Source organism: Gilliamella sp. wkB18 (assembly GCF_001690875.1).
GTDB classification, from domain to species: Bacteria; Pseudomonadota; Gammaproteobacteria; order Enterobacterales; family Orbaceae; genus Gilliamella; species Gilliamella apicola_A.
Genome location: NZ_LZHM01000074.1, coordinates 1 through 8,057, shown reverse-complemented (window position 1 = coordinate 8,057; position 8,057 = coordinate 1). Strand labels below are relative to the sequence as shown.

Annotated in this window: 8 protein-coding genes and 2 pseudogenes; 8 read left to right on the top strand and 2 right to left on the bottom strand. The window is 33.1% G+C overall.

Annotation, left to right across the window (positions count from 1 at the left end; all coding sequences use genetic code 11):
* The 6 genes and pseudogenes from A9G48_RS07765 to A9G48_RS12205 form a co-directional block, all read left to right on the top strand.
* Positions 1-336, top strand: a 336-nt coding sequence (locus A9G48_RS07765; RefSeq protein WP_141672982.1) for a hemagglutinin repeat-containing protein, incomplete at its 5' end; no start/stop codon positions are given.
* A gap of 407 nt (positions 337-743) precedes the next feature.
* A pseudogene (gene ftsY, locus A9G48_RS07760) lies at positions 744-1,667 on the top strand (signal recognition particle-docking protein FtsY); the annotation flags it as partial.
* 9 nt (positions 1,668-1,676) lie between these two features.
* Positions 1,677-2,330, top strand: coding sequence for a cell division ATP-binding protein FtsE (gene ftsE, locus A9G48_RS07755; RefSeq protein WP_034947903.1), 654 nt, complete (start codon positions 1,677-1,679; stop codon positions 2,328-2,330).
* Between the two features lie 5 nt (positions 2,331-2,335).
* On the top strand, positions 2,336-3,301 hold the full coding sequence (gene ftsX, locus A9G48_RS07750; protein ID WP_034947901.1) for a permease-like cell division protein FtsX: 966 nt from the start codon (positions 2,336-2,338) through the stop codon (positions 3,299-3,301).
* A 229-nt stretch (positions 3,302-3,530) separates the two neighbouring features.
* Entirely contained in the window at positions 3,531-4,373 is an 843-nt protein-coding gene (rpoH, locus tag A9G48_RS07745; RefSeq protein WP_442902634.1) for an RNA polymerase sigma factor RpoH, read from the top strand.
* A gap of 451 nt (positions 4,374-4,824) precedes the next feature.
* Positions 4,825-4,914 (top strand): annotated as a pseudogene (locus tag A9G48_RS12205) (helix-turn-helix domain-containing protein); the annotation flags it as partial.
* A 4-nt stretch (positions 4,915-4,918) separates the two neighbouring features.
* On the opposite strand, the gene A9G48_RS07740 reads toward A9G48_RS12205, so the two are convergent.
* Positions 4,919-5,542, bottom strand: a complete 624-nt coding sequence (locus A9G48_RS07740) for an aspartate/glutamate racemase family protein (protein ID WP_065576042.1) — start codon at positions 5,540-5,542, stop codon at positions 4,919-4,921.
* 132 nt (positions 5,543-5,674) lie between these two features.
* On the opposite strand from A9G48_RS07740, the gene A9G48_RS07735 reads away from it, so the two are divergent.
* Positions 5,675-6,490 (top strand): hypothetical protein, encoded by an 816-nt coding sequence (locus A9G48_RS07735; protein WP_034947894.1) that lies wholly within the window; start codon positions 5,675-5,677, stop codon positions 6,488-6,490.
* A 56-nt stretch (positions 6,491-6,546) separates the two neighbouring features.
* Positions 6,547-7,230 (top strand): Sir2 family NAD+-dependent deacetylase, encoded by a 684-nt coding sequence (gene cobB, locus A9G48_RS07730; protein ID WP_034947891.1) that lies wholly within the window; start codon positions 6,547-6,549, stop codon positions 7,228-7,230.
* Here cobB and mtgA read toward each other — a convergent pair.
* Complete coding sequence (gene mtgA, locus A9G48_RS07725; RefSeq protein ID WP_034947888.1) at positions 7,227-7,931, bottom strand: monofunctional biosynthetic peptidoglycan transglycosylase; 705 nt, start codon at positions 7,929-7,931, stop codon at positions 7,227-7,229. The two genes, cobB and mtgA, sit on opposite strands and share 4 nt — an antisense overlap.
* Between the last annotated feature and the right edge of the window lie 126 nt (positions 7,932-8,057).

Genomic DNA, 8,057 nt, shown 5'->3' with positions numbered 1-8,057 from the left:
GTTAATATCACCAGTAGCCAAATTGCTGCGGAAAAAGACATCAACATTAAAGCCAATAAAGGCAATATTACCGTCAATACAAGTAAAGATGCGTCTCGTATTGAAGAAAAAGGCTATCATAAACAAATCGGTGAACTCGGTGGTGACGGCTACAGTGGTACCGTGGGCTGGCAAGAATCCCGCTATAAAAATTTGGAAAACAAGTCCACCCAAAGTAATATTCGCAGTGAAATTACCAGTGCTAAGGGTAATGTCAATTTGTGGGCCGGTGAGGATATTCGTCTGTCTGGTACCGATATTACCGCCGATAAATCGGTGAACTTAACGAGAAATTGAATACCATTGGCGTGGCTCAATACATCCATAACCATTCCATTGCCATTGAATCTCATATTTATTTAGCCATAACCACATTGTAAATCAATAATGTCAATGACCATATTGTCACCGAGATACAAAAAACCAATGAACTACCTGGAATTTAGGAATATTTTCAAGAACAAAACGGTAAACATTAACCAATTCAACAATCATCCACAAGCAGCCATTACCCCAAATGGAGAGCTTCAATATCTTGCAAATTATAAGCAAATCTAGTTTAAATACGCTTTTATTTTCTAAGATCATCAGATAGGTGAATAATATTTATTTCTGTATGCTGAATAAATTGGGCTTTATATTAAAATAAGATAAAATGAGCTTTATAGTAATCATAGGAAAAATTATTTATGATTGAACAAAAAAAAGAGGGATTTTTCTCTCGTTTAAAAAAAGGACTTTTTAAAACAAAGCAAAATATTGGTTCGGGCTTCCTTAGTTTATTTAGGGGAAAAAAAATTGATGATGCCTTATTTGAAGAACTTGAAGAAAAATTACTTATAGCTGATGTTGGTTTTGATACAACACAGAAGATTATTGATACTTTAACGAAACATGCTTCAAGAAATGAACTAAAAGATGCAGATGTATTACACGCACTTCTAAAACAAGAAATGAAATCTATTTTAGAGAGTGTAGATAAATCACTTAATATAGAAACTCATAAACCATTTGTAATATTAATGGTTGGTGTTAATGGCGTTGGTAAAACAACTACAATTGGTAAATTAGCCCATCAATTTCAACAACAAGGTAAATCCGTTATGCTTGCAGCTGGTGATACATTCCGTGCTGCTGCTGTTGAGCAACTACAGGTTTGGGGCGAACGCAATCATATTCCTGTAATTGCACAGCATACTAATGCTGATTCAGCTTCTGTTATTTTTGATGCCATACAAGCGGCAAAAGCCAAGAAAATCGATGTATTAATAGCCGATACGGCAGGAAGATTACAAAACAAATCACATTTAATGGATGAATTAAAAAAAATTGTTCGTGTTATTAAAAAACAAGATGAAACGGCACCACATGAAATTATGTTAACTATCGATGCTGGTACTGGTCAAAATGCGATTAGCCAAACTAAATTATTTAACGAGGCTGTTGGTGTAACAGGAATGACATTAACGAAATTAGATGGTACAGCTAAAGGTGGGATTATTTTTAGTATTGCCGATCAGTTCAATATTCCTATTCGATATATCGGTGTCGGCGAAAAAATCGACGATTTAAGACCTTTTGTCACTGATGATTTTATTAACGCACTATTTGATGAAACTGATGAATAGAGACAAGTTATGATTCAATTTCAACATGTTAGCAAAGTTTATTCTGGTGGAAAACCTGCATTGCAAAACATAAACTTTACATTAGCATCAGGTGAAATGGCATTTTTAACTGGGCATTCTGGTGCAGGTAAAAGCACCTTAATGAGGCTTATTTGTGGTCTAGAAAGAGCCAATGATGGTAAAGTATTGCTGAATAACATTGATATTTCAACGTTACGAAAGCAAGATATGCCCTTTTTACGTCGAAAAATAGGTATGATTTTTCAAGATCACCAACTTCTTATGGATCACACTGTCTATGACAATGTTGCTATTCCATTAATTATTTTAGGTAAACCAATAGAAGAAATTCGCCGACGAGTCTCAGCTGCGCTTGATAAAGTTGGATTAATTGGCAAAATGAAATTTTATCCTATTCAGTTATCTGGTGGTGAGCAGCAACGAGTTGGTATAGCTCGTGCCATTGTTAATCGCCCTACTGTATTACTTGCTGATGAACCGACGGGTAATTTAGATGACAAACTTTCTAAAGATATTTTAAAATTGTTTGAAGAATTTAATCATGCAGGTGTTACGGTATTAATGGCAACTCATAATTTAGGGCTTATTCGTCGTAAACATCACCGCATATTACACTTAAATCAAGGACGTTTAAAGGAATAACATTGATGATAAATGCTAATGCTAAATCAGCTAAATCAAAAGTAAAAAATAGCTTTTTGGGTCGCTGGAAGAGGCAAATTGGATATGCTTGGTATAATGTTTTTAATGATTTAAGGTTGAATATATTTGCCTCATTGTTGACTACGTTAGTTATTGCGATTTCAATCACCTTACCTACTATTGGCTATCTATTATGGAAAAATGCTAATCAAGCTGCACATCAGTGGTATCCAACTCCAAATTTGACCGCATATCTAAATAAATCATTGACTTTAGAGCAAACTACAATATTACTTAACAAGCTTAGAGCCTATCCAGAAGTCGATAAAATAAATTATCTATCAAAAGAAGAAGCTAAAGAAGAGTTCATTACATGGTCTGGATTTAGCAGCGCTTTAGAACTATTAGAAGAAAACCCATTACCCGCAGTTGTAATTATCATTCCTAAAGAGGAAGTTAAAAAGACCATAGAGCTACATAAATTGCAAACTGAATTACTTCATATTGATGGTATTGATGATATTAAATTAGATGATAGTTGGTTCACTCGATTAACTGCACTGACAAATATGGTTAAATCCGTTGCTATTACTATTTCGATATTTATGATCATAGCGGTATCACTAGTTATTGGCAACAGTATACGCTTAAATATATATGCCCGAAAACAAACAATAATAGTTATGCAATTAATAGGCGCTACAGCAGGTTTCATTTTACGCCCTTTCCTGTATAGTGGTGTTTTTATTGGGTTGATGGGCGCTTTAGTTTCAATAGCATTATCGCAACTATTTATTTTTCATATAGAATCTATTATATTGAACTTTTCCGATGAGTTTGGAACAAAATTTGCTATTGAAGGCTTATCATGGGAAGAAGGTGTACTAATTGTATTGTTAACCATAATTATTGGATGGTTTTCATCATTTATTGCAACTAAGAAATATTTAAAATTTCAGAAAATAGATTAGACATACTATTTTCAACTGTTCAAAATAAAAACCGTTTTTAGAACTATATGTAGTTAGACTTTTTATGAAAATTTTATTAATTTTAACTATCAAATGTGAACTTAATCACATGTTAAATGTCTAACCATATAAGATAAAATTATTAAAAGTTTTAGATTGTTGTACATAGATGATTGATACAACAAATTAGTTTAATCAAAGGGGGTATTAAATGAGTACTGATTTAAAAATGCATGTAGGTGCTTTAATCCCACAAGGAAACATTGAATCATATCTTCGTATGATTAATACTTATCCGATGCTAACCGTTGAAGAAGAAAAATCATTAGGTGAAAGACTCTATTATAATGATGATGTTGATGCTGCAAGACAATTAATTTTGTCTCATTTACGTTTTGTTGCACACATTGCTAGAGGCTATTCTGGCTATGGTCTACCACAAGCAGACTTAATACAAGAAGGTAATATTGGCTTAATGAAAGCTGTGCGCCGTTTTAATCCAGAAATGGGAGTTCGCCTTGTATCATTTGCGGTACACTGGATAAAAGCTGAAATTCATGAGTATGTATTAAAAAATTGGCGTATTGTTAAAGTAGCGACAACTAAAGCTCAAAGAAAATTATTCTTTAACTTAAGAAAAAACAAACAACGTTTAGGTTGGTTTAGTAATGCTGAAGTGGATATGGTGGCTAATGAGTTAGGTGTAAGCCGTAAAGATGTACTTGAAATGGAATCACGCATGTCAGCGCAAGACATGTCGTTTGATATTGATAGTGATGACGATGATAACTCAATTGTTGCACCGGCGTTATACTTAGAAGATAGTAACTCTGATTTTTCAAAATCAATTGAAAATGACAACTGGGAAAATGATGCAACAGATAAACTACATGACGCACTATCACAATTAGACGAACGCAGCCAAGATATTATTAAGGCACGTTGGTTAGATTCTGATGATAGCAAATCAACATTGCAAGTATTAGCTGATAAATACAGTGTTTCAGCAGAGCGTATTCGCCAACTTGAAAAAAATGCAATGAAAAAGTTAAGAGTTGCTATTGAAGCATAATTTTTTATTAATATTAAATTTCCTAAGCCTTACTTTTAAAAAAGTGAGGCTTTTTTATAATCTAAATAAATTAAACAGGTGAATTTGTGTGTTAGTTTTATAGAGGATTTAACATGTTAAAAAATTCACAGCAGGTATTTAGTCTCTTTTTATCTTTTTCCTTGTAATAAAAACGACAAAAAGAATGCTATAACCATATCTACTGGTTCAATCGAATATGATAAATATCTACCGCTAATAAATAAATTACAAGCACAATCCAAAGTTTCAACTGATTCTGAAAAAATTTAGAGCTATTATCGAGATCTTCAAAGAACGGCTACGAGAAGCACCTAGAGTCGACCAAAAGAAAATGCAACTTAGCTTATATAGCTTTACGAGCTGCAACTCGTTAATTCATCAAATATATTACTTAAGAATTGATTTAATAGGATCTTAATGTGCCAATTATAAAAATTTTAAATTAGCAACACTCAAGGCAATCTGCAAACATCTAGATTGCCAACCGGGTGATATACTAGAATATACGAATGAAGAATAACTTATTAACTTATTGCAAGTAATACTGCCTCTTGTGCGTGAATTAAGGCTGTGTCAAAAAAAGGTATATTACGATCGGATTGAGAGATTAATAACCCAATTTCCGTACAGTCTAAAATAACACCTTCTGCGCCATTTTTAACGAGTTTATCAATAATATTAAGACAGGCTTGCTTAGAATCAGGCTGAATAATACCTTTGCAAAGTTCATTATAAATGATCTCATTAATAATATTTCTGTCTTGAGATTCTGGAATAAGCACATTTAAATTTTTATCGATCAGTTTAGATTTATAAAAGTCCTGCTCCATTGTATATTTAGTACCTAACAAAGCGACCGATTTAATATTTTGTGCTAGTAAATGTTTAGCTGTCACATCGGCAATATGAATAATTGGAATATTAATTGCTTTTTGGATTTGATCTGCAATGTTATGCATAGTATTGGTACAAATAACAAGAAAATCTGCACCAGCTAATTCAACTCTTTTAGCCGCATCAATTAAAATTTCTGCGCTTTTGTTCCACTCATTATTGGTTTGGCAACTTTCAATCGCTTGAAAATCAACGCTATATAAAATTATCTTTGCTGAATGCAGGCCACCTAATGATTTGGCAATAGTTTTCATTTTTCATATATCTATATAAAATTTATTTATTTTTTGTTAACTCGTTTTACTAAATAGTAGAATAGCTATGTTATAAACTCTATATAAAAAATAATGTAGTTATAAATACGGCCTTTAAGGTAACAATCTCAAATGAAGAAAAGAAAAACACAGTTATGGCTTGCATTGATTATTTATTTCATACTTTCCTTACCCTGCTTTGCCGATCCCAAAGTGGTTCATGTTTTAGTGGCGCTTTGTGATAACAAATATCAAAAGATAGCACCTGTTCCAAAGGCGATAGGTAACGGTCAAGATCCCAAAAACAACCTTTATTGGGGGGCGGCTTATGGCTTTAAAACCTATTTTACTAAGCAAAAAGAGTGGCAAGTTGTACAAATTAATCAACCAAAGTCAGGAAAAATATTAGAAGAAATAATTTACAAACACCAAGACAAAGATATTTATCTAATTGCACAGGCGTATAATGGCAAATATATTAATGATACGGTTGATGATTTTATTGATTATTCAGCGGGCAAAAAGGCAATGCCGTTTAAATTAGCTAATAAAACGGTGATGGCAGGGGGAAGTGCAGATCTGGTTGTCTATATTGGTCATGATTCACTAATGGAATGGTCATGGAAAAAATATTTACCCGATAGCTGGCGCTGGGAAACGTTATCAAAAGAACAACAAGAAAAACAAAAATCACGTTATGCCGCAGTATTTGCTTGCAAAAGCCAACAATATTTTACACCACCACTATCGCGCCTAGGTATTACTCCCCTTATTTTGACTTTGCACCGTATGGCACCAGAAGCTTATAGTGTGCACGCAATGATTAACAGTTGGTTAAATGGTGAATCAAAGGCTGATATTCGATTAAAAGTGGCAAGCACCTACAGTCAATATCAAAAACTCAGCAAGCCTGCTTTGCATATTTTTACCACAGAATACAGCCAATAACTGGCTAATATTTTGTTTTCAATAACCTTAGTTAAATTGTAAAGGTGTAATGAATTATGACAATACCAAAAATAGTTATTCTAACCGGTGCTGGTATTTCGGCCGAATCGGGTTTATCAACCTTTCGTGCCCAAAATGGATTATGGGAAGGTTATGATGTTAATGACGTGGCAACTTACGAAGGCTATATACGAAACCCAACAGCGGTACATGATTTTTATAATATGTTACGCCGTAAATTACAAAATCCAAACGTAAAACCTAACGCAGCTCACTTTGCACTGGCTGAATTAGAACAGAAATTAGGCAGTGAGCACGTTTTAATTATAACACAAAATGTGGATAACTTACATGAACAAGCTGGTTCTAAAAATATTATTCACATGCATGGTGAATTATTAAAAGTGCGTAATGAAAAAACAGGACAAATAATTGATTGCTTTAACGATGTAAATTATCAACAAAACAAATTCATTCGCCCACATATAGTCTGGTTTGGTGAAATTCCGCTACAAATGGAACAAATTTATGATGCGCTTTCACAAGTTGATTATTTTATATCCATTGGCACATCAGGCAATGTCTATCCTGCTGCTGGGTTTGTACAAATTGCTAACCAAATGAGTGCTAAAACTATTGAGCTTAATTTAGAACCAAGCTTAGATCAAAGCCTTTTTCAAACTAAAATTTATGGCGTTGCAAGTAAAATAGTACCGAATTTTTTAGCAACATTAATTTAATTTTTAGTTTTTTTTATCTGATTCAAATATTGTTTACCACCAAGGTTATTTATTTGCATGCGAATCCATTGAGCCTTTTTTTGTATATTGACTGAAGGTTTGGCTGGATTCCATTTCCTCGGATTAGGAAGTGTTGCTGCAAGCAAGCTCGCTTGAGTAGGAGTTAATTGCTTAGCATTCACATTAAAATAGTGATACGAAGCAGCTTCAATACCAAATATACCATCTCCCCATTCAACACTGTTTAAGTAGATTTCCAAGATACGTTGTTTTGGCCAAATAAGCTCAATCCACAGTGTGAGCCAAGTTTCAATTCCTTTACGTATCCAACTACGAGATGACCATAAAAAAATATTTTTAGCTACTTGTTGGGTAATGGTGCTCGCACCTCGGATTTTTTTCTGTTTTTGATTATAGATAAGTGCTAGATTGATGGCATTAAAATCAAATCCCCAATGATTAGGAAAGTTTTGATCTTCTGATGCAATAACGGCTAATTTGATATTATCAGATATCTCATCCCAACTTTTCCAAATTCGCTGTTGCTTAACCTCCCAATTACTTATTTTTCTTTGTATCATTATCATTGAACTCAATGGATCAACCCAACGCATTACTACAATCAAAACAACAGATAATAGCATAAATCCAATTACCGTTTTTTTTGCAAAATTTAAAATCTTTTTAAATAATAAAGTCATGTAAACAGCATAAATTAAGAGTTGATATTAAAAATATAACATACAATTAAGCTATTTTTAGCTTATCCCTTTGATAGCAAAGAAAAATAGCTGTATTAAAAAATTGAAAGTAACTTACCTTAATTT